General features: G+C 51.1%; 16 protein-coding genes, 1 tRNA gene and 1 pseudogene. 8 read left to right on the top strand and 10 right to left on the bottom strand.

All coding sequences use genetic code 11. The features are described 5' to 3' along the window. Positions 1 to 43: 43 nt before the first annotated feature. On the bottom strand, positions 44 to 1390 hold the full coding sequence (locus tag Q1L85_RS05775) for an MFS transporter (protein ID WP_300425798.1): 1347 nt from the start codon (positions 1388 to 1390) through the stop codon (positions 44 to 46). A 185-nt stretch (positions 1391 to 1575) separates the two neighbouring features. Here Q1L85_RS05775 and Q1L85_RS05770 point away from each other — a divergent pair, with 185 nt between their 5' ends. After that, positions 1576 to 2157 carry a porin family protein gene (locus Q1L85_RS05770; RefSeq protein WP_300425800.1) on the top strand — a complete coding sequence of 194 codons (582 nt, stop codon included), beginning with the start codon at positions 1576 to 1578 and terminating at the stop codon, positions 2155 to 2157. Positions 2158 to 2196: 39 nt separating this feature from the next. On the opposite strand, the gene Q1L85_RS05765 is transcribed toward Q1L85_RS05770, so the two are convergent. From Q1L85_RS05765 to Q1L85_RS05755, 3 genes are all read right to left on the bottom strand, one after another. Further along, the gene (locus Q1L85_RS05765; RefSeq protein WP_300425802.1) at positions 2197 to 3003 is read right to left on the bottom strand and encodes a S9 family peptidase; all 807 of its coding nucleotides are present in this window, start codon (positions 3001 to 3003) and stop codon (positions 2197 to 2199) included. Between the two features lie 142 nt (positions 3004 to 3145). Continuing rightward, positions 3146 to 5854 carry an aconitate hydratase AcnA gene (gene acnA / locus Q1L85_RS05760; protein ID WP_300425803.1) on the bottom strand — a complete coding sequence of 903 codons (2709 nt, stop codon included), beginning with the start codon at positions 5852 to 5854 and terminating at the stop codon, positions 3146 to 3148. A gap of 148 nt (positions 5855 to 6002) precedes the next feature. Then, entirely contained in the window at positions 6003 to 7157 is a 1155-nt protein-coding gene (locus tag Q1L85_RS05755) for a Fic family protein (RefSeq protein ID WP_300425805.1), read from the bottom strand. Positions 7158 to 7701: 544 nt separating this feature from the next. On the opposite strand from Q1L85_RS05755, the gene Q1L85_RS05750 reads away from it, so the two are divergent. Next, positions 7702 to 9129 (top strand): hypothetical protein, encoded by a 1428-nt coding sequence (locus tag Q1L85_RS05750; RefSeq protein ID WP_300425806.1) that lies wholly within the window; start codon positions 7702 to 7704, stop codon positions 9127 to 9129. 209 nt (positions 9130 to 9338) lie between these two features. Here the strand turns inward: Q1L85_RS05750 and Q1L85_RS16725 are convergent. The 3 genes and pseudogenes from Q1L85_RS16725 to Q1L85_RS05740 all read right to left on the bottom strand — a co-directional run. Next, a pseudogene (locus Q1L85_RS16725) lies at positions 9339 to 9641 on the bottom strand (restriction endonuclease); the annotation flags it as partial. Positions 9642 to 10175: 534 nt separating this feature from the next. Next, positions 10176 to 11399 carry a hypothetical protein gene (locus Q1L85_RS05745; RefSeq protein ID WP_300425808.1) on the bottom strand — a complete coding sequence of 408 codons (1224 nt, stop codon included), beginning with the start codon at positions 11397 to 11399 and terminating at the stop codon, positions 10176 to 10178. Between the two features lie 286 nt (positions 11400 to 11685). Next, on the bottom strand, positions 11686 to 14481 hold the full coding sequence (locus Q1L85_RS05740) for a bifunctional aconitate hydratase 2/2-methylisocitrate dehydratase (protein WP_300425810.1): 2796 nt from the start codon (positions 14479 to 14481) through the stop codon (positions 11686 to 11688). A 409-nt stretch (positions 14482 to 14890) separates the two neighbouring features. Here Q1L85_RS05740 and Q1L85_RS05735 point away from each other — a divergent pair, with 409 nt between their 5' ends. Next, the gene (locus tag Q1L85_RS05735) at positions 14891 to 17017 is read left to right on the top strand and encodes a molybdopterin-dependent oxidoreductase (protein WP_300425812.1); all 2127 of its coding nucleotides are present in this window, start codon (positions 14891 to 14893) and stop codon (positions 17015 to 17017) included. Positions 17018 to 17098: 81 nt separating this feature from the next. Further along, a complete protein-coding gene (gene pdxB, locus Q1L85_RS05730; protein WP_300425814.1) occupies positions 17099 to 18241 on the top strand; it encodes a 4-phosphoerythronate dehydrogenase PdxB in 1143 nt (380 codons plus the stop codon). A gap of 18 nt (positions 18242 to 18259) precedes the next feature. Here pdxB and Q1L85_RS05725 read toward each other — a convergent pair whose 3' ends face one another. Beyond that, the gene (locus Q1L85_RS05725; protein ID WP_300425815.1) at positions 18260 to 18661 is read right to left on the bottom strand and encodes a hypothetical protein; all 402 of its coding nucleotides are present in this window, start codon (positions 18659 to 18661) and stop codon (positions 18260 to 18262) included. Between the two features lie 14 nt (positions 18662 to 18675). Beyond that, positions 18676 to 19893, bottom strand: a complete 1218-nt coding sequence (locus tag Q1L85_RS05720) for a pyridoxal phosphate-dependent aminotransferase (protein ID WP_300425817.1) — start codon at positions 19891 to 19893, stop codon at positions 18676 to 18678. Between the two features lie 83 nt (positions 19894 to 19976). Here Q1L85_RS05720 and msrB point away from each other — a divergent pair, with 83 nt between their 5' ends. From msrB to Q1L85_RS05705, 3 genes are all read left to right on the top strand, one after another. Beyond that, positions 19977 to 20375: a peptide-methionine (R)-S-oxide reductase MsrB gene (gene msrB, locus Q1L85_RS05715; RefSeq protein ID WP_300425819.1), complete on the top strand. Its 399-nt coding sequence runs from the start codon at positions 19977 to 19979 to the stop codon at positions 20373 to 20375. Between the two features lie 83 nt (positions 20376 to 20458). Continuing rightward, entirely contained in the window at positions 20459 to 20938 is a 480-nt protein-coding gene (locus Q1L85_RS05710; RefSeq protein ID WP_300425821.1) for a glutathione peroxidase, read from the top strand. Beyond that, positions 20938 to 21396: a MarR family transcriptional regulator gene (locus Q1L85_RS05705; protein WP_300425822.1), complete on the top strand. Its 459-nt coding sequence runs from the start codon at positions 20938 to 20940 to the stop codon at positions 21394 to 21396. Before Q1L85_RS05710 ends, Q1L85_RS05705 begins: the two co-directional genes overlap by 1 nt. Here the strand turns inward: Q1L85_RS05705 and Q1L85_RS05700 are convergent, their stop codons facing one another. Next, complete coding sequence (locus Q1L85_RS05700; protein ID WP_300432549.1) at positions 21397 to 22146, bottom strand: hypothetical protein; 750 nt, start codon at positions 22144 to 22146, stop codon at positions 21397 to 21399. A 144-nt stretch (positions 22147 to 22290) separates the two neighbouring features. Here Q1L85_RS05700 and Q1L85_RS05695 point away from each other — a divergent pair. Beyond that, positions 22291 to 22366 (top strand) — tRNA-Glu (locus tag Q1L85_RS05695). The last annotated feature ends 1 nt before the right edge of the window (position 22367 follow it).

Raw genomic sequence — 22367 nt, 5'->3', positions numbered from 1 at the left:
CTGTTTTCAGGTCAACCTGGTGTATTCAATTGGCGGATAACTGTTATTCAGCCGGGTGATAACCGGGGCGCAGACGGCTCCAGATCAGGAAGCGATGCCACATTTCTGGCATGGCTCTGAACAGAAGCAGGCACACGACCGCGTTAATAAGGGCGAGCAGAAGGAAGAACTCCGGAATCGTCCAGTGCAGTGTGCTGATAATCACCAGCCCGAAGATGGCAGAACCCACCATGGCGAGCGCACTGAGAATGGCTCCCGCGGCAATGATTCGTGACAGGTGAGCGGCTTCTCCACGTTTCTGCACCATAGTGAACACAGGCACGATATAGAACCCGCCGCACGCGCCCAGTACCAGGAAGTCAGCAACGATTTTCCAGGAAGAGGGGGCTGCCATAAATTCGCCGACGCTGATCAGCTCGGTGCCATGGGTTGGCAGAGGATAAAAGTAGAGATCAATGCCTGCGAGGGTCAGACCTATCGCCCCCAGAGGCACCAGTCCTAACTCCAGACGCCCACCAGAAAGCCGGTTACACATCAGCGACCCGACGGCGATTCCCACAGAAAACATGGTCAGCAGAAGCGTGACGACTGACTGGTCTCCGTAAAGGTAGTCTTTCGTGAACACGAACAGCTGAGTCAGGTTTGCGGCACCGATAAACCAGAACCAGGCAATGGCCAGCGTCCCGATGAACACAGAGGGGTTACGACGGGCAAAGCCCAGCGTGTACCAGCTGGAGGTGATGGGGTTGAAGTCTATCTTCAGGTCAGGATTAGACGACGGGGCTGGCGGAATCTGGCGGCTGGCGAGATATCCGGCGACCGAGAGTGCCAGCACAAATAAAGACGTGAGCAGAATGCTGTTCTCAGTGGTACTGATCACCCCGGCGGTCATGGTGCCCGTCAGAATCGCCAGAAATGTTCCCGTCTCGATCAGGGCATTACCGCCAACCAGTTCTTCATCTTTCAGATGTTGAGGAATGATCCCGTACTTGGCCGGGCCAAAGAATGCCGACTGCGAGCCCATCAGAAACAGCAGTATCATCAGCCCCCAGGTATGTTCGAAAAAGAAGGCGGCGGCCCCGGCGGACATAATGGCGATTTCTGCCAGTTTAATCCGTCGCATCAACCAGGCTTTGTCATATTTATCGGCGAGCTGTCCGGCGAGTGCGGAGAACAGAAAAAAGGGAAGAATAAAGAGCAGGGCACCCAGATTATTCATCTGATTAAGGTCAAGAGACGCCTGCAGTACGCCGTATGTAACCATCCCCATCAGGGCATTTTTATAGATGTTGTCGTTAAACGCGCCCAGATACTGAGTCAGGAAAAACGGCAGAAAACGGCGGTTTGCCAATAGTGAAAACTGTGAAGAATGCTTCTCTGGGCCAGACATGGCGGGCTCCGTATGAGTACTTTGTTATTTTGCCCGGCAGTTTACCACCGACTCAAAACGTTTGCTGAACGGGATCTCACGTTTGCTGACCTGAGTTCCCGGAACAGTTTTTTTCTTTTGTCTCAGGAACGACCTTATCCCGTCTGTATTCCTACTGGGGCCATGATAATAACGAGGTACTTACGATGAAGAAGACAGGTTTTTTGGTAATCGCATCTATGTTGGCCAGTGCTCCAGTGTTGGCAGAACCTATGAAAGATTCAGACGCACCGGATGTATTCGTCGGCGGAGCGTTGTCCTACGGTAAACTCAGTGATCTCAAGGTCGGTGGTAACGACGTTGACGACCTTGGTGACCTCGATAACTTCGAAGACGACCGCAACAGCTGGAAGGTGTTTGCCGGTGTCTGGTTCACTCCCTGGCTGGGCCTGGAGGGGCAGTATCTCGATCTCGGCAAGTACAAAGATAATGGGGTGAGCATTGACCCCGAAGCTAAAACCGCCTCCGTATTATTGGGCCTGCCACTTGCCGAACACTCCCGTGTGTATGTCAAAGGCGGGCGCATGTGGTGGGAAGCCGAGACCAACGGCCCACTGGGATTCAGCGACAAACGCGAGGGGGACACCATGTTCTACGGAGCAGGTGTGAGCACCGCATTGTTGCCGGTGTTAAACCTTCGTCTGGAGTATGAACGCGCTGCCTTCGACGACGATAACATCGAGGCCGATCTCGATTTCGCCAGCGTCGGCGCAGAATTTATTTTCTGATCGACAGTGCTTAAAAAATGCCGCCAGTGCGGCATTTTTTTATTGCTCCAGCGTCAGTTGGTAGCTGGTAAAGCCGGGCTCACGTTTTTCTTCTTCGCTTAAGGTGATAGCAGACGTTGCATCGGCTTTCAGAAAGCGGTTCAGCCAAGCAATGGTCAGGCGGGTATAGCTGTCCCGGTTTTTAGTGATTTCAGGCCGGTACCACTGCTGATGCCGGCCATCGGAATATACCGCCAGAAAATGATTATCAGCGCTGGCTGACACACTCGCGTATATCTGCTCGATGGATTCATTGGTCACGAGCAGGTCTCTGGCCCCAGCAAGAATCATAGTCGGAGCGGTCGGGCTGACAGCACGTTGTTCTTCAAGAAGGAAAGGCGCAAAAGCGGCAAGCACTTTAACCTCGTCACCCAGTTCCGTGCCGGCGAGTAAGGTTCCGCCACCGCCCATAGAAAACCCGGCGATCCCCCGGCGTGAGGTATCAATATAGCCACTCAGTGGCGATTGCTCCGCCGTCGCTGTCGAGACAAGTGTCTTCTGTCCTGCAAGATGAGCGTCTCTCCAGCCTTCGACCTTGCCGTAGATATCGGGGGGAGTCATCGCAAGTACAACATACCCTTGCTCAACGACGGCATCCGCCAGCCATTGCATATTCCGGTAGGTATTGCTGTAACCACCGGTCAGGGTGATTGCGGGAAGCTCAACGGAAATATCACACGGATAAAAAAAGACGGCCTCTTTGTAGGCCTCTGTCGGCGCTATTTCGTGCTGGCACACCTCGGCCGAGGTTGAGAAAGACAGAAACAGGCAGGAAGTAAACGCAGAAATCAGAAACTTGTTAGACATTATTATCTTCTGTAAGAACTGGAACCTGCTCCGAGGGTACCAATTCATTCAGGATCTTGCCCGGAAAATGTGGTCATTTATCCGGGGTGCATAAAAAACCCGGCAATTGCCGGGTTTTTGGTGCTTAAACTCAAAAGTCAGCTCAGCTGTTTGCAGCAATAATATCGCGCAACACCATTGGCAGAATGCCCTTATGGCGGATCTGCTCAAGCTCAGATGAGGTGTCCACCCGAGATAACAGCGTGTGCTGTTCGGTTGAACCGTCTTTGCGCTTGATCGTCAGCGTCACAGAGCCACGTGGCTGCAGTGCATCGATACCCGCCAGATCGAAGGTTTCAGAGCCATCCAGATTCAGAGAACCCAGCGTCACGCCTCCTGGCAGTTGCAGTGGCAGTACGCCCATGCCCACCAGGTTGGACTTGTGAATGCGCTCGAAGCTCTCAGCAATAATCGCTTTCACCCCCAGCAGAGCAGGGCCTTTGGCCGCCCAGTCACGTGATGAGCCGGTACCGTACAGCTTGCCGCCGAATACCACCGATGGCGTGCCTTCCTGCTGGTAGCGGGAGGCCGCATCGTAGATCGACATCTTTTCAGCGTCGCCATTGGCGTTGTAATAATTCGTCACCGCACCCGTGGTGCCCGGCAGCATCAGGTTGCGGGCTTTTACGTTGCCGAAGATGCTGCGCAGCATGACGTGGTGATTACCACGACGAGCGCCCAGAGAGGTCAGGTCGTTGGCATCTACACCGATCGACATCAGGTACTCGCCCGGAGGAGAGTCAGGGCGGATACGGCTCACAGGTGAGATGTGGTCAGTGGTGGTGTTGTCATCACACATCACCAGCATACGTGCGTCGCTGATGTTGTTCAGTGAATCCTTCGGAGTTTCCAGCGCGAAGCCATCGAAGAACGAGATTTCCTGAATGTAGCTCGACTTCTCGTCCCACTGATACACAGGGCCAGTCGGTGACTCCAGCTTCTGCCAGGTTTCCGGGCCACCCATGGAGTTTTCATAGGTTTCGCGGAAGGCGGTCGGGTCCATGCATTCGTGCATGGTCTGAGTAATTTCGGCGTTGCTTGGCCAGATGTCTTTCAGGAACACATCATTACCCTGAGCGTCTTGGCCCAGCGGCTCTTTGGTCACGTCGATGTTCACGTTGCCCGCAATCGCCATAGCAATCACCAGCGGTGGCGACATCAGGAAGTTAGTGTCGACATCCGGGTGCACACGGCCTTCGAAGTTACGGTTACCCGACAACACAGACGACACAATAATGTCGTGGTCACGCAGCGCCGCTTCAATGCTTGGCGCCAGCGGCCCAGAGTTACCAACGCATGTAGTACAGCCGTAGCCTGCAGTGTTAAAGCCCAGCGCATCCAGATGCTCCTGCAGCCCAGCCTTGGTCAGGAAGTCTGTCGCTACCGGTGAGCCAGGAGCCATTGACGTCTTAACGCCGTCTGGCACTTTCAGGCCCAGCTCGTTGGCTTTCTTCGCCAGCAGGCCAGCGGCAATCAACAGGCCTGGGTTAGAGGTGTTAGTACAGGCGGTAATCGCAGCAATCACGATATCGCCGTCTTTTAAAGTGCGCTCTGGCAGAGACTGGAAGATACCGTTCTCGTCGGCCTTAACCGGCGTAACGGTGACTTCTTCAGGGATACGATCGCCAGCGCTCGCTGCCTGCTGGAATACCTTACCGATACCACCCAGCGGCAGACGGTCTTGCGGGCGTTTTGGCCCGGCAACAGAAGGCTCAACGGTAGACAGATCAAGATGCAGCAGGTCGGTGTAGCGCGGCAGTTTCTGACCCGCTTTCCACGCCATGTTCTGCGCCTGGTAATACGCCAGCGGCAGATCGCCATCGCGGCCGGTTGCCTTCATATAATCAGCAGCGATTTCATCAAACGGGAAGAAGCCCATAGTCGCGCCGTATTCAGGCGACATGTTAGCGATGGTCGCACGGTCAGGCAGAGACAGGTTCGCGCTGCCTTCACCCACGTATTCAACGAACTTACCGACAACACCGCGTGGGTACTTACGCAGCATTTCAGTGATGGTCAGTACCAGGTCGGTTGCGGTCACGCCTTCTTTCAGAGCGCCCGTCAGCTCAACACCTATAACCTCAGGGGCAAGCATTTCCATAGGCTGGCCCAGCATAGACGCGCCAGCTTCAATACCGCCGACACCCCAGCCAACAATACCCAGCGCGTTAGCCATAGGCGTGTGGCTGTCCATACCAATCAGGGTATCTGGGATCATGAGGTCATCTTGGTTTAAGTAGCCTTGCGCCAGATACTCCAGATTCACCTGATGCACGATGCCAGTTTGCGGCGGAATAATACGAATAGTGTTAAACGCCTGCGCACCCCACTTAAGGAAGGCATAACGCTCGGTGTTACGGGCAGCCTCCAGCTCACTGTTAATGCGCAGTGACGCCGGGCTACCAGTGTTATCCATCGTCACCGTGTGGTCGATCACCAGATCTGCACGCACCAGAGGCTCAATAATGGAAGGGTTCAGGCCCATACGCTCAACCGCAGAGCGCATCGCCGCGAAATCGACGATGGCAGGCGTACCACTCAGATCGTGCATGATCACACGACCCGCTGTGAACGGAATCTCTACCGGTTCGGTACCCTGATGCGCTGGCCAGTTACCCAGCGCCTGCAGCTGCTCAACCGTGATGCCGTTTTTACCGACATTACGGGCGATACCCTCAAGAATAGGGCGCAGAGAGAAGGGTAGTTCATCCAGATTGATACCTAAACGTGCGGCGGTGTCTGGCAGGCTGTGATAACGATGAGACGTGCCTGGCAGCGTCTTGATTGAGCTGGATGGATCAAATGAAGTCATGCTGGATACCTAGCAGGATGAGCTGATGTTTGTAGATTGTCCGCAATTTTAATGGTTAAAGGGGCTAAATCAAGGTGAACAGCCGCTGTTTGGGCGGGATTGTATACAACTTTGCGAAATTCGAGCGTGTGCCCCCGTACACTGAGTGTCAGGTCGCGGATGCAAGAGCAATAAAATATCGCAGCCCGCGACCAACCCCTTCCGACCGCAGGCAGTTCTTGGCGAGTAAATCGCTCAAGTCACGGGTCGCGGTGGCCTTGGAGCATTTGCCAAGCGCGGCGTACTTTTGCGCACTAATGCCATTCGGAAAGCCTTCCTTCCCGGCTTTAAATACCTTGTTTAGTACCATCTTCTGGCGTTCTGATAACTCCGTATTCTTGTGTTTTTGCCAGAACGCGGTTTTCTCAAATATCGTCGCTACCTTACCGGCGGCTTCTTGTTGAGCTGCGATCAGTGTTTCGATAAACCAGCTGAGCCACTCAGTGATATCAAGTACGTCAGGATCTTCCAGTTCAGATACGTCGCAGCAACTGGCGGTATTCAGCTGGCGATAGTATTCCTTTTTGTTCTTTTCGATATGCGTCGACATGCTGAGCACGACTGGCATGCCCAGGTCCTGTGCCAGTGCGTATTCGATGATGGCACGACCGATACGGCCATTACCGTCATCAAATGGGTGAACGACCTCAAACCACAGATGAGCGATACCAGCGCGGATGACGCCAGGTATCTGCCGGCTCTCCTGCTGATTGAACCAACTCAGAAACTCAGCCATTAAGGCATCAACATCCTGAGCAGCAGGTGCCTCATAATGCACACGCTCATAACCAACAGGCCCTGAGACAATTTGCATGGGTTCGGGGCTGTCTCGCCATTGGCCGACGGTCAGGTCGCTGTGGAGGATATTGTCTTCAAAGCCAGCGAGCACCATACGGTGCCAGTTGAACAGCACCTCTTTGTTTAGGGGCTCATTGAAGTGTTTGCGCACATCCACAAGCAACGCAGCCATACCCTCTGCCTTAACATCAGCGACATTGATCGGAGTGGGTGACAGATTCAGGTAGTTCTGCAATGAAGAACGCACGCTGGCCGGATTCAGGCTCTCACCCTCAATCAGGCTGGTATGGATCGCCTCATCCACCATCAGGTCTAACTGAGCGGTAATAGAGTCCCCGTCATCCGTCTGCGACAAGCGGCCCGACAGCTGGGAGGCTTGCTTGGCGTACTGGTAGGCAAGCGCCGACAGCTTGCTGCTGTCGTAGCTGAACTGGGGCCAGTATTTGTGTTGCCAGATGTAGTTCATGGGCTGTCCGGGTGGTAGTGATGCGCAATATATGGTGTCGTGAGCCGCAAATTTCAAATTTGCGGCTCATTATTGTTGGTTATATGAGCCGTAAAGGCAAGGTTTGCGGCTCAAGGTGGATTGTTGGATGAGCCGGGAAGAGGGTTTTGTGGACCGCTTAGAGACGAGCGTCAGTCAAGGGAGGTGTTTGCGTGGGTGTCTGGGTAGCTGGCCGCTAACGTGGGTGTCCCGATAGTAGTGTCCCGATAGTAGTGATGAGCCGCAGATTTCGTATTTGCGGCTCATAAATGAGCAATACTTGAGCCGTAAAACGGACGTTGGCATATCATCGCAGGACATAGTGCTAATGTGCGTGTCGTGATAGTGTGAAATAGTGCACTCTTTACATTTGAACTTGCTCGTTTTTCAGGTGAGTGATAGCTTGAAATCAAGGTAAATCAGAGAGTTAACACTTTGGCTTAAAAGTTAATGTGCAAGCCCTTTCCTGATTAATAGGCATGCACACTAATACGCAGTTAGCTTTTTATAGAAATGAGTGTCACTAATGTCAAATTTATCATCAGATAAAGAAGAAAAACCAAAACATAAAAAATTACTTTCTATCATTGATGAGTACCTTGTTGATCTTGAATGTTTGAGAGAAATGCACGCTAGTGTCGTTCCTGTTTTGCAAGCTCAAGACAAAGAGCGGAAAGATGCACTAGCTGAGATATTTAGATTCGCTGAAGAAAAGGGGAAAGAAAAAAGTGGATTGCAAAAAACGAATGTAGCGCTCCACGATGGTAACGAAAGCATAGACGAAGCTGATGACGATGGTAACGAAAGCATAGACGAAGCTGATGACGATGGTAACGAAAGCATAGACGAAGCTGCTGACGATGGTGAAAAAGAAGAAAAGAAAATCACTTTAAAATTTAAACGCACAGATCTTGAATATATAACAACTAATGTGAAAAAAATTGAAAAGGCTGAGAAGCTATTCGAAAAACAGTTAGTAGTGACATTGGTTTCTAGATTTGACGAGTTTCTAGGAAAAATTTTAAAGCTAATTCTTGAAAAAAACCCCGAGTGGGTTATTTCTGATGACAAAACAATTAGCTATAAAGATCTAATTGCTTTGAAATCAGTAGATAAAGCTATCCAGGGTATTATCTATAAAGAAGTGGAAGACTTATTGCGAGATTCTCATGAGAAACAGATCCAATATATTGATGATAAACTAAAGCTAGGTATTAAGGAAAACTTCTCAAAACTAAAAGAGTTTTTAGAGGTTGCAGAGAGAAGAAACCTATTTGTTCACACTGGTGGAACTGTTTCTAGTCAATATATTGATAAATGTAGAAGCTTTGGCTGTAAAGTGGAAAGTACATTGGGTGATAAATTGGGTTCTAATATTGAGTATTTTAATAGTGCTTTTCTTGTATATTTCGAGATAGGACTTCGAATTGGACAGGCCTCATATAGAAGAGTATTTGAGGATGAGATAGAGATAGCAGACCAAGCATTAAACAATCTTGCGGTAAAATTCATGAATTTAGGGGAGTACTCATTAGCTGAAACTATTACTGAATTTGATCTTGCAATCCCTGAGAAGCTTCGCTCATCAGATACTGAATTTTTATACTTTGCAAAAATTAACAGAGCAGTGTCTCAAAAATTTCAAGAAAAAGATTTTGAAAAAGGCTTATCAGAAGACCCGTGGAAGGTTTTTCATCCAAAATATGCGCTTTCAATTCATGTTTTAAGAGAAGAGTATTCAGCTGCTGCGAAATTAATGAAGAGTGATGAAATTAAATCTAGTGTTGGACAGGGTGGACTTAGAGCTTGGCCAGTGTTTAAACTCTTTCGTGAAACAGATGAGTTTAAGGAGTCTTATAAAGAAATTTATGGAAATGAATATGTACCTGATTTTGAAAGAGATTCTGAGTTGAAAGAAGAACAAGAAAATAAAGCACTGGAAACCGAAAGCTAACAATTCCGTAAACTCGGACGTTTTATTTTTCGCTACGCTCACAAAAAATCCGTCGGTTACGGCTGGCTTTAGCTCTATTACCTCTTGGCCCGTCCATCTGTACCTTTTGGAATTTTGGGCACATCAAAACTTGTTGCATCGTGCTCTACAACTACGATTCTTAAAGCGCCTTTGATCGCTGTTAAATTTCTCCATAAAGGGAAATAGGGCTAAAGTTCACCAATGTTCCCAATCCGATCAGTTACATACTGCTTCATGTTATTGCTAGGAACCACAAGGAAACTACCAAGTAGATCAGTTTCCTGCATAGCAAGAAATAATTTAATAAGTGCCCTATGACTTGAGGAAATATTCCCGGTTTCCCATTCAAATGCTATGTAGCCCTCCGATGTCATTTTGAGAGCGTCTAGGTCTCTGGTACCAAGAACAGATGCTTCTATATCTGGTAGGCTTTCAGTTTTCCAATCGTCATTTTTTAAAGAATGCATACAAGGAATCTTTATTGGTTTAACACCATTTCCTTGTCCACGCTTTTTATCGCTTTCTGGATAAGTTGTTACTAACTATGACCGTCCATGTAACTTTTCGACGCAGCCCATGAAGTGAAGTCGAAAATCACCAAGTTTTGAGACGGCCAACGAGAACGAAGGCGAGCGGCAGGCATTGCGGCTTGTAAACTGCGCCTTTCTTAAAGACTCCTATCCACCGTGATCCCCCATCAGAGTAATCTGAGATTCCGGTTCGCCTGAAATATGGCTTTTTCGTCTCAAAAACCGCGACTTCAAGGCATTGAGAGGCTAGCCAAACCAACTAGAACGACCGGCGTAATTTTGAAGCAGAAGCCAAGGCTTTTTCTCTAACTATGACCGTCCATTTAGGTTCACATTTAGGTTCTAATTAGACTCCTTGTTGTCGAAAAAGGCGTGCCCTCTACTGGGACGTGGTTTGCTACAAACCGATAACGTCATTGGGGTGGCATCACAAAGAGGTAAGTTAGTCTAATTACATGAGCATCTACGTGATTTGAAATAGAGAATAATTGATACTCACCAGTCCATATTTGTTGCTGCGTCCATCCGACTCTCAATATATTCTATGAGTTCTGACATGGCCTTATCTGAGCGCATGGCTTTTGAATATGTAGAATCAGCCACGAAAGTAAGTATGCTCGGTACGTTGCTAAATAGGTGTAATTTTACTGGAGAAAACTTACTTGACCAAAAATCATCCAAGAAGGAATCAATATTCTTGATCGCCTCTGCCTCATCAAATTCGGGCGCCCCATCTAGTGAATAACAATTCGTTTCAGATTCAGATAATAGCACTGGAACTGCCCCAGCACCCGAGTGAAAGGAAAATGCCTCTCCACGTTTACCAAAAGCACCATGGGCCATGAAATTTCTCATCTGAATTCTGAGTATTAGTAGCTTGTCGTAATGTTTCTTAAAGTAAGAGTCATCTAAATCCAATGCTTCTCGGAATTTCTCTTTCCAATTGGCCGAAGCCAGTTCAGCGACTTGATGTCCGTTCTCTATTCGCCCCCTCAAAATTGCAACATGAATAAAAGCATGCTCAGTCCAGCTAAAAAATGCGTCGACGGCGGCCTGAGCTATCCAGTCACTCTGAGAGGTAAGCTCCAACAGCCCTGAATTAAACACCCGTTGCAGTGAAAGGAGATCAGAGGAATCTTTCCCTTGTCTTAGCTCTGCTCTCTTGTTCTCAGCTTCAGCCTGTTGTTCTATAAATATATCTTTAAAATATAGGTAACGATCAAAGAGCCATTTACTATGGTTTGCAACGTTAAGCCTGTTACCTTTGGCCTCTTGTTTTGCTCGCCAATCAAAATACGGTCTTGCTAAATCTACAGCTTTGCGTATTTTATTCGCTATCAAATCTGAGTCTGCTTCCTGTTGCTCAGTCGGACGAGCGCTGATACGAGCATCGGGATCCTCATTTGGAGCACAAATTCGAAGTCCCATCTTTTGATGCTCAATAGCATATAGCCTGTCCTTGTACCTGAATGGCACAGTCCATGCGCTTTTTTCCCATGCGCCCATCCTTGGGAACTGTAGAAAATCAACGAGCAGGAAGTAAACAAGATAATAAGGAGGGAGCCTCTTACTGGCTCTCGTTGTGGATGAAAGCATCAGTGCCGTCGGTTCATGATTCGACCGAGGTTTACCTGCTGGCTCGATACCATCCAGCGCATCCAGCACCTTTTGCCTTAATTTTGAGATGTCTTCTGGTATTTCTTCAGCCTTTTCGTCCAATGATTAACCTCCGGCGAGCACTAATTCTAAGAATCGAATCAGCTCACTGTCTATTCGTGAGCGTTCTTACACTCCGCTTCCCTTCGATTCCCGAGCATAACTCCCCGTGATCACTATGAAAAGTGCCTGAAGCGACGCCTTTTGCCAGTGTGGACGCTGGAACAGCTAAATTCTGCTAGACACAAAAAAACCGGCGCCTCTCACGAGTGCCGGTTTTCTACTTGCTTAACCCTCTGCCTCAACCAAACGGTCAGGGCAGTGGGCTAGTCGCCTCAAAAACTGTTAATTAAACAGCTTTCAGAGGGATCGCTGGGCGAGCCAGGTCTTTCGATGGTGGTGCGAAAGAAGTCAGGTTGATACCTTCAACTGCTGCTTTGTACTCTTCCAGAGTCGGGAAGCGACCCAGGATAGTGCCCAGAACAACCATTGGGGTAGAGCCCAGCAGTGACTCACCTTTCTTCTCAGCGCTGTCTTCTACAACACGGCCCTGGAACAGACGGGTAGAAGTTGCCAGTACGGTGTCACCTGGCTCTGCTTTTTCCTGGTTACCCATACACAGGTTACATCCAGGACGCTCCAGGTACAGCTGGTTTTCGTACTTGGTACGAGCTGCTTCTTTCGGATTTGCATCGTCAAAGATGAAGCCAGCGTACTTAGCCAGGATGTCCCAATCGCCTTCTGCTTTCAGCTCGTCAACGATGTTGTACGTTGGTGGCGCTACAACCAGTGGAGCCTTGAACGTGATAGGACCGTTCTTCTCCAGGTTACGCAGCATCGCAGCGATGATCTGCATGTCACCTTTGTGAACCATACAAGAACCAACGAAGCCCAGGTCAACCTGACGGCCATCGTAGTAAGAAGCCGGACGGATTACGTCGTGGGTGTAACGCTTAGATACGTCTTCGTTGTTTACGTCTGGGTCAGCAATCATTGGCTCGTCGATTGCGTCGAGGTCAACAACTACTTCAGCGTAGTACTTAGCGTTGTCGTCTGGAGCCAGAGCAGGTGCAGTGCCTGATTTCACTTCTTCGATACGCTTGTCAGCGAGGCCGATCAGCTTCTGCAGCATGCCAGCTTCGTTTTCCATACCTTTGTTGATCATGATCTGGATACGTGACTTAGCCAGTTCCAGAGATTGGATCAGGGTTTCATCGGTAGAAATACAGATAGAAGCTTTCGCTTTCATTTCTGCAGTCCAGTCGGTGAAGGTGAAGGCCTGGTCAGCCAGCAGAGTACCGATCTGTACTTCGATCACACGACCCTGGAAGACGTTTTCGCCGTTGAACTGCTTCAGCATCTGCGCCTGGGTAGCGTGTACGATGTCACGGAAGTCCATGTGCGGCTTCATGTTGCCTTTGAAGGTAACTTTCACAGACTCTGGGATTGGCATGGCAGCTTCACCAGTCGCCAGTGCGATAGCAACAGTACCGGAGTCAGCACCGAACGCGACACCTTTAGACATACGGGTGTGAGAGTCACCACCGATGATGATCGCGCGATCGTCAACAGTAATGTCGTTCAGTACCTTGTGGATTACGTCGGTCATTGGAGGGTAAACACCCTTAGGATCACGTGCAGTGATCACGCCGAACGCGTTCATGAACGCCATCAGCTTAGGCGTGTTGGCCTTAGCTTTGCTGTCCCATACAGAGGCAGTGTGACAGCCAGACTGGAACGCACCATCAACGCTTGGAGAGATGGTAGAAGCAGCCATTGCTTCCAGTTCCTGAGTAGTCATAGGACCAGTAGTGTCCTGAGAACCTACGATGTTCACTTTAACGCGAACGTCAGAACCAGCGTGCAGTGGAGTCTTGGAAGTTACACCAACAGCGTTGCGGTTGAAGATCTTCTCAACAGCAGTCAGGCCCTGGCCTTCGTGAGAGATTTCTTTAGATGCAGCGTAAACAACGGGTGCTTCAACGCCCAGAGTTTCAGCAGCGAAGGTCTGAATTTTCTTACCGAAAGTTACTGCGTAAGAACCGCCAGCTTTCATGAATTCCACTTTCTGTGGAGTGAAAGCAGATGCTACGTCAACCAGTTCGTTGCCTTCGCTGTCGAGCAGTTTCTTGGCTTTGGTGTCGATGGTCAGAACGGTGCCAGTCTTAACAGAGAATTTCTCTTCCAATACTGGGTCGCCGTTAGCGTCACGTACGATGTTGCCGTTTTCGTCTTTCTTCTGTACCCAGTTTTTCAGGTCCAGACCGATACCGCCGGTTACGCCAACAGTCGTCAGGAAGATAGGCGCGATACCGTTAGTACCGGCAACCACAGGGCGGTTGTTGATGAACGGGATGTAAGGAGAGGTTTTTTCACCCGCCCACAGTGCCACGTTGTTCACACCAGACATACGGGAAGAACCCACACCCATGGTGCCTTTCTCAGCGATCAGCATCACTTTAGCGTCTGGGTTGTCTTCGCCCATTTTTTTGATTTCTTGCTGAGCTTCAGGAGAAATCATGCACAGGCCGTGCAGTTCACGGTCAGCACGGGAGTGAGACTGGTTGCCCGGAGACAGCAGGTCGGTAGAGATATCACCTTCAGCAGCGATGTAGGTGATAACTTTGATTTTTTCTGGGATGTCGTCCAGCTTGGTGAAGAATTCTGCTTTGGCGTAGCTTTCCAGAATCTCTTTAGCAACGGCGTTGCCTGCTTTGTAAGCAGCAGCCAGACGATCAGTGTCAGCTTCGTACAGGAATACCTGGGTTTTCAGAACGTCTGCAGCCGCTTTTGCGATAGCAGCGTCGTCGCCCAGTGCCAGGTCCAGCAGTACTTTGATAGATGGGCCACCGCTCATGTGAGACAGCAGTTCAAATGCGAACTCCTGGCTGATTTCTTCTACAGAAGCCTGACCCAGAATGATTTCTTTCAGGAATGCAGCTTTAACGCCGGCCGCAGGAGTCGTACCTGGAAGCGTGTTGTAGATGAAGAAGTTCAATGAATCTTTACGGTGTTCATTGTTAACATCTTTGATCTGTTCGATGATTTCAGACAGCAGTTCTGCGCTGTCGATCGGCTTAGGGTGCAACCCCAGCTCACTCTTACGAACCTCAATTTCTTTCAGGTATTCTGAATACAGACTCATTTCCGACCCTCTCTCAAAGCCTTTGTGTGCAACGTCAAGGCACTTTAGTTCAACAACGAAAGAAGAAGTTCGCTGTCTAGCTTCGGCACCGCTATGTCCAGTTAGGAATCCACTATAGAGATGAAAGTCACCTCAAAAAAACAGATCGCCTACTTTTACTGGGCGGAAGTATACCGGAATTCTGCAAACAGATTCATTTGCGCCCCTGATACGCACTATTCACGCTGTTTATGATAGCCAGACTTGATATTTTCCCGGTTTATCAGATCGTCGACGGCTTTTCGTTGCGACCGGGCCGCGCACGTAACTTTGGCACAAAAGGCCTGTTCCGAGCCATTGGGCAACGAGTATAGTCAGCTAAAACAATAAGTCCGGTCGCCGTCTGGCGATCAGCAGCCAGGAAATCAGCATGACCATTCAGACACATAAACGCACCTGCAGCCTGTGTGAGGCTACCTGTGGCATTGCAGTCCAGCATGAGAATGGCCGGATTCTGTCCATCAAGGGCGATAAGGATGATCCGTTCAGTAAGGGTTATATCTGCCCGAAAGCGACGGCATTGCAGGACCTTCATGAAGATCCCGACCGCCTGCGACAGCCGATGATCCGCAGGGGTGATGACTGGCAGGAGGTCAGCTGGGACGAAGCTCTGGATTTTACTGCCCGTGAGCTGATGCGTATCCGCGATCAGTATGGCCGGGATGCCGTCGCGTCTTATCTTGGCAATCCCAATGTTCACAATTACGGCAATATGCTGTTTGGTCCGATGCTGTTGAAGGCGATCGGCTCGAAGAATAAGTTCTCGGCAACGTCTGTCGATCAGCTTCCGCATCATATGGCGAGCCTGCAGATGCTTGGGCATCAGTTGTTGCAGCCGGTTGCTGATATCGATCGAACGGATTTTCTGATCATCATGGGCGGCAACCCACTGGCGTCGAATGGCAGCATGATGACCGTGCCGGATTTCCGTGGTCGTATCAAAGCGATTCAGGCGCGTGGTGGTCGTGTTCTGGTGATTGATCCGCGGGTAACTGAAACTGCCAAAGTTGCCGATGAGCACTGGTTTATCCGCCCCGGTCAGGACATTCAGCTGCTGCTCGCTGTTCTCCATGTCTGGGTGCATGAATTGTCTGCTCAGTTGCCGGCATTGCCCGACTATGTCACGCCGACCGATCTGAGCGCGATCTGTGCGGGCATAACGCCAGAACATGCCGCGGAGCGGACTGGCATCAGTGCCGAAGCGATCCGTCGGCTGGCTGGTGACTGGCTGAGCGCGAAGTCGGCCAGCGGTTACGGCCGTATGGGCTTGTCAGTGCAGCAGTATGGTGGACTGTGTCAGTGGCTGATCATGTTGCTGAATATCGTCAGTGGTAATTTTGACCGGGAAGGCGGATTGATGCTGTCCCATCCTGCGGTGGACCTGCCTGCGATTCTTGCTGCGCGCGGCAGTCGTGGAAACTTCAACCGCTATCAGAGTCGTGTGCGTGGGCTGCCTGAGTTTGGCGGAGAGTTGCCGGTATCTGTGCTTGGTGAAGAGATTCTGACGCCCGGAGAAGGGCAGGTAAAAGCATTGCTGACGATGGCCGGGAATCCGGTTGTCTCGACACCCAACAGTGCCCAGTTGGTGACGGCGCTGGAATCACTGGAGTTTATGGTATCCATTGATTACTACCTCAATGAGACGACCCGTCATGCCCATGTGATTCTGCCGCCCTGTGGACCACTGGAGCGTGACCATTACGATCTGATCTTTAACAGCTTCGCTGTTCGCAATGTCGCGAAGTACGCGCCTGCGTTATTTCCGCCGGCCAAAAATGTCAAGGAAGACTGGCAGATTATTCACGGTCTGTTGAAACGCATGGGCCGTGGCAGCCTGAAAGCCCGTCTTCAGGGCCGCCTCGTACTGGGCATCATGGGCTGGATGAAGCCGTCAGGTATTCTTAATACGATGCTCAAACGTGGCCCTTATAAACTGTCACTGAAACAGCTGAAAGCTGCCGAGTCAGGAATGGATCTGGGGCCGTTGCGCCCAAGTATGCCGGGGCGCTTGTTTACCCGGGATAAAAAGCTGTATCTGGCGCCTGATCTGTATCTGCAGGAGCTCGATAAGGTGCGCCCACAGTTGCTGGCGCAGAACGTCGACGATCTTGTGCTGATAGGGCGGCGGCATGTGCGGTGCAACAACAGCTGGCTGCATAACAGTCGCCGCCTGATTAAAGGGCCGCGTCGTGACCGCTTGATGATTCACCCTGATGATGCCGTGCGTTTAGGTATTGCTGCGGATGCGGCTGTTGAAGTCCGCTCGCGCGTCGGAAAGCTGGTGACTGAGGCTGAGATCACCGAAGAAGTCATGCCCGGTGTGGTGAGTCTGCCGCATGGCTGGGGACACAACGTCGATGGCGTGCGTCTGCAGACTGCACGTGAGGCTGGCGGGGTGAATACCAATGTGCTGACGGATGATGCGCGTCTGGATGGGCTGACCGGAAATGCGGCGCTGAATGGAGTGCCGGTGTCAGTATCAGCCGTTGCCGGATGACGCTCTGCCGTTGCTAGCCGTTGTCATTGTGGCACTCAGTTGCCACAATGACGTCCTCTTGCCAGATCAGGATTACCACCAGTGCGGATCGTAGCCGACGAAAATATCCCTTTAATTGATCAGTTCTTCGGAGAGTTCGGAGACATTACCCGGGTGACCGGCCGCACCATGACCGCAGCCGATGTGGCCGATGCCGATATTCTGCTTGTGCGTTCGGTTACGCAGGTGAACGAAGCACTGCTTGCAGGCAGCAAGGTCAAGTTCGTTGGCACGGCGACCATTGGTGAAGATCACATTGATCGGGAGTATCTGAAGTCCCGCGGCGTAGGTTTCGCCAGCGCGCCGGGCTGTAATGCTCAGGCGGTTGTCGATTATGTGATGAGTGCGCTGAGTGTTCTGGTTGATACCCGAGGAATTGATTTCAGTGATCTCACCGTGGGTATTGTCGGGGTCGGCAATGTCGGGCTGCTTCTGAGGCGCCGGCTGGAAGAAATGGGGCTGTCGGTACTGGCCGTCGATCCATTCCGCGATGAAGAAGACGTTGGTGAGCTGTCCTCACTTGAGCAGGTGCTGCAGGCTGACGTCGTGACGCTGCACACCCCGCTCGAAAAAGAAGGGCAGCACCCTACCTGGCATCTGATCAATGAAACTACTCTGAATCAGATGAAAGATGACGCCTGCCTGATCAACGCCTCCCGCGGAGCTGTGGTGGATAACAAAGCGTTGCTTGAGCATTTACGCACGCATGAAGATTTCTGCGCCATTCTCGATGTCTGGGAGAATGAGCCGGAGCTGGATCGCGAGCTGCTGAATCACTGCGCACTCGGTACGCCTCATATTGCGGGCTACTCGCTGGACGGAAAAATGCGGGGAACGGAGCAGGTGTATCACGGCGTATGCGAGTTCTTCGGTTTGCCTGTCCGCGGCAAGCTTGCGCAGTTTCTTCCTGAGCCCGGCATTAAGCGCGTGGATTTCAGCGATCAGGTGCCTATGCATCAGGCTCTGCGCACCGCTATTCGTGCTTCCTATGAAATCCGGGTCGACGATGGCGTGATGCGTTCTGAAATGCGTCACAGCAAAGACCTGAAAACATCCTTCGATAAGTTGCGCCGCGAATATCCATTGCGACGTGATACTCCGACACTCCGGGTTGGGGTGCCTGCGCGGGCGCACGATCTTCAGGATGTGTTAGAGGCGGCAGGGTTCGACGTCAGAACCCGCTAATACTCTTCCGGGGCCTGTTTAATCCGTGTAATCAGGCTTCAATACCCACTGACTCAGCAACTGTGTGAGTTGCGTGGAGTTTCCGTCGGTTCTGGCGTCGTAAAGGGCGCGGAAGACAGGCGTCTGCGTATCCGGTAGCTGGCGGATCAGGCGTGTGAATGCTTTTGAGGTCAGGATAAATTCGTCGACCGATTCCTGTCTGTCCGGTGTTCCGAATCTGATATAGCCTTCATCTTTCAGCCATACCAGTGTCCCCAGTGCCTCCAGATGGCGACGTGAGTGCAGCCCGAATTCATCCATGTCATCCGGGCCGCTGATGTCTTCTATGAACAGGGTGATGGGCACCGGAAACTGCTGTATTCCGGTGAGCAGGATGGCAGAAGCATCTTTGAAAAAATCATCGATGTGAACATCAAGCATCCTGAATATCCCGGTCAGAGTTGCTGGTAGCTCTCGAAGAAATGCTTCATTTTGCGCATTGCGCTGGTCAGATCTTCCGGGCGGGGCAGGAAGACAACACGGAAGTGATCCGGTGACTTCCAGTTAAACGCCGTGCCGTGTACCAACAGAATCTTCTGTTGTTCCAGCAGATCGAGCACCATGCGCTCGTCGTTGTGAATGTTGAATTTCTTCACGTCCACTTTCGGGAAACAATACAGCGCTCCTTTCGGTTTGACGCAGCTGACTCCCGGAATATCGTTGAGCATCTCATAAGCGATATTACGCTGTTGCAGAATGCGACCATCGCCGTTTACCAGGTCAAAAATGCTTTGATAGCCGCCGAGAGCGGTCTGAATCGCATGCATTGACGGCACGTTGGCGCACAGGCGCATCGTGGCGAGCATCTCCAGGCCCTGGATGTAATCGCGGGCTTTATGCTTGGCGCCACTGATGATCATCCAGCCGGAGCGGAAACCGGCCAGACGGTAGTTTTTGGACAACCCGTTAAAGGTGATAATCAGCAGGTCATCGGCGAGAGAAGCTGTTGATGTGTGTGTGACACCGTCGAACAGTATCTTGTCGTAGATCTCATCCGAGAAAACGATCAGGTTATGTTCACGCGCGATCTGCAGCATGCCTTCGAGGATTTCCGTCGGATATACGGCGCCTGTCGGGTTGTTCGGGTTGATGATTACCATCGCACGGGTTTTATCCGTGATGCGGCTGCGCATATCGTCGAGATCGGGAAACCATTCTGACTGCTCGTCGCAGATGTAGTGGACTGCTTTACCACCACTCAGGCTGACCGCTCCGGTCCAGAGAGGGTAATCCGGTGCCGGAACCAGAACCTCGTCGCCGTTATTGAGCAACCCCTGCATACACATAACGATGAGTTCACTTACGCCATTACCGACAATAATGTCTTCAATGCCGACGTTAGCTATTTCTTTCTGCTGTGCGTACTGCATAATCGCTTTCCGCGCAGAGAAAAGGCCTTTTGAATCGCAATAGCCTTCGGAATCAGGAAGGTTATAGATTACGTCCTGAATGATTTCTTCTGGTGCATCGAGGCCAAAAGGTTTCGGGTTACCAATATTCAGTTTCAGGATGCGATGGCCTTCTTCTTCCATGCGCTTGGCGGCGTCCAGCACTGGTCCACGAATGTCGTAAAATACGTTCGCCAGTTTGTTGGATTTGAGTATCTCCTGCATGGAACTTCGCCTGCCTGTTAAAAACTAAAAAGAAAGTGAAGCATCATACTCCGGACCGGAGTTGTCTGAAAGTGGTTAAGGTCATGAAAAAAATAGTGAAAACGCCAGAGGAGTGGCGCACTGAACTGTCACAGGAAGCCTATCGTGTTACCCGGGAAGCGGGTACCGAGTTGCCGTTCAGTGGTCAGTATTATGATTTCAGGGAAGAGGGGACTTATCACTGTATCTGTTGCGGCGAAGCACTCTTTCTTTCTGGTGAGAAATTCGACTCAGGGTGTGGCTGGCCAAGCTTTGCTGCGCCTGCTGAGGCATCTGTGGTGGAAGAGCGCGTCGACACCAGTCACTTTATGGTGCGTACCGAGGTTGTCTGCAGCCACTGTGATGCACACCTTGGTCATGTGTTTACTGACGGTCCCGCCCCTGGCGGCCTTCGTTATTGCATCAACTCCGTTGCTTTGAAATTCGAGCCCGATAGCGAGTAAGGCGCTATTGGGTCTTGATCGACTTACGTCTGGCTGATATAAATTGTGCACAATATAATTTTGTAAAATTAAAGGAGCCGGCTATGTCAGTACTTTCCCACACCATGCCATTGCTTAATGGACAGCCTCAGGACCTGAGTGAGTACCTCGGCAAGGTCGTTCTGATTGTAAACACCGCCAGTAAGTGTGGTTTTACTTATCAGTACGAAGGTCTTGAGAAGCTTTACGAGCAGTACAAAGACAAAGGATTGGTGATTCTTGGTTTCCCGTGCAATCAGTTCGGTAAGCAGGAGCCAGGGTCTGAGTCTGATATCGGTGCCTTCTGCCAGAAGAACTACGGCGTTTCTTTCCCGATGTTTTCCAAAATCGAAGTCAATGGCCCTGACAGTGCGCCTCTTTATTCCGACCTGAAAGAGCAGGCACCTGGTCTGATGGGTACGAAGGCGATTAAGTGGAATTTCACTAAGTTCCTGATTGGTCGTGATGGCAAGGTGCTTGATCGTTACGCGCCGACCTCTAAGCCTGAGGCGTTGGTTGCTGACATTGAGAAAGCGTTGGGCTGATGACTGACACCCTGAGACCCGCGCCGCAGCTTCACCTGGATAATCAGGTGTGTTTTGCCGCCTATGCTGTTTCAAGACGCATCACTCAGGCGTATCAGCCCTTGCTTGCAAAGCTTGGGCTTACCTATCCGCAATACCTGGTGATGTTGGTTCTGTGGCAGAAGCGGGAGCAGTCGGACGACAGTATGCGGGTCGGGGAGTTGTGCGACGTCTTGATGTTAGACACCGGGACTGTGACTCCGCTTCTGAAACGCATGGAATCTGCCGGGCTGGTCAGTCGTAGACGTTCAGACAGTGACGAGCGGGTTGTGGTGGTTGGTCTGACGGATGAGGGAATTCAGTTACGCGAGCAGGCGATTTCTCTTCCTCTGGAGGCCCTGTGTCAGCTGCAGATGCCGGTTGGTGAGGCGTTATCTCTCAAGGCTCGTTTGTGGGACTGGTTGCGCAAGTGGAAGTGATCAGTCGTAGTGCTTTTTCTTCCAGGCATCGTCTTCTTCCGTCAGCTGATCTGTAGCATCGGCCAGTCTTGACGTAGTGTTGCTCTGATAGCGTTGCTCTTCCAGTTCACTGATGTCTTTTTGCATGATCTCAAGATCGGATTTCATATCATCCGGCAGATCAACGACTGAGCGCATAGCGGTTTCTGCGCGTTTCAGAAAGTGCAGTGCCTGATTGGGGGAATTCTGAGCCAGTGATGCCTTCGCTCTGGCCCGGTATGCGCTCACACAGATGCGGGCATTCAGCAGTTTTGCCTCTTTTATCCGGTCTTTGGCTGCTGGAGTCGCAATCAACTGCTGATGATGGGCCGATTTAATCAGTTCAAGGTAGTCCATCAGGATGGTTCTCAGGGACTTTGCCTCTTTGAGCTGCTGTGGAACGGGCTTATTCGTTGAAGGGGGAGGGGCGACCAGCCACTCTTCGGCAAGTGCACTCGCGCGCTCGCTTCGCGGAGTGCCCGGAACTTTTAACTGGGCGAGCTTCTGCGCATGAAACTGGATGAATTCACCCAGAAAGCGCTGTGCATCGGCGCTGAGCCATGGCATCAGTGCTTCTCCGAATGAACTGGCCCGGGACATCTCATCGGTGTGAAGCAGGGCTGCGCGCATCCGTTCCAGCCGACGCTGCTCCAGCCACCGGTTAAGTACCAGGGCACCGACGGCAACGGTACCCGTGATAATGGCCAGTCCTATCATGATGTTCGTGTTCATGCCGTGTGTCCCTGTTGTTTGGGGCTGGTTCGTTGGAACGAGGGCAACTCAGAACGCTCCAATTATAAGCGTAGGCGAGATTTACAGAAATGGGGTATTGACGTGCGCTCATCGGGGCCATAGAATTCGCGTCCTCTTTGAGACGTCCCCATCGTCTAGAGGCCTAGGACACCGCCCTTTCACGGCGGTAACAGGGGTTCGAATCCCCTTGGGGATGCCAT

Origin of the sequence: uncultured Thalassolituus sp., from assembly GCF_950066645.1 — a bacterium.
GTDB lineage: Bacteria > Pseudomonadota > Gammaproteobacteria > Pseudomonadales > Oceanobacteraceae > Thalassolituus.
This window is presented reverse-complemented; position numbering and strand designations above follow the sequence as displayed.